General features: G+C 43.5%; 1 pseudogene. It reads left to right on the top strand.

Annotation, left to right across the window (positions count from 1 at the left end):
• Positions 1-181: 181 nt before the first annotated feature.
• Positions 182-294: pseudogene (locus P0G09_RS19675) on the top strand (helix-turn-helix transcriptional regulator); the annotation flags it as partial.

The raw sequence follows: 294 nt of genomic DNA, 5'->3' as shown, positions 1-294 counted from the left end.
CCCCAAGCGGCTAGATATCCGTAGCAACTCCGAGATTTCGACTTCTCACGCTTTATCGAAAATTTGGAGGTCATACATGAGTTTTGATCCGAATGCTATTGGTAACCGTATTTTTACTTAGCGTACAAATGCGAAGTTATCGCAGGAAAAACTTGCTGAAAAACTTGGTGTTTCCCATCGCCACCTCGGCGATCTTGAAAGGGGAAGCTCCAATGGCTCTGTTAAAATCCTGATCGATATTGCAGAATTCTTCCATGTCAGTATGGATTATCTTCTTTTGGGCCGAGATCCTTC

It is taken from the genome of Faecalibacterium sp. DFI.5.82 (genome assembly GCF_029076575.1).
GTDB classification, from domain to species: domain Bacteria; phylum Bacillota; class Clostridia; order Oscillospirales; family Ruminococcaceae; genus Faecalibacterium; species Faecalibacterium duncaniae.
The sequence above is the reverse complement of the archived record's forward strand: the minus strand, read 5'-3'. Positions and strand labels throughout refer to the sequence as shown.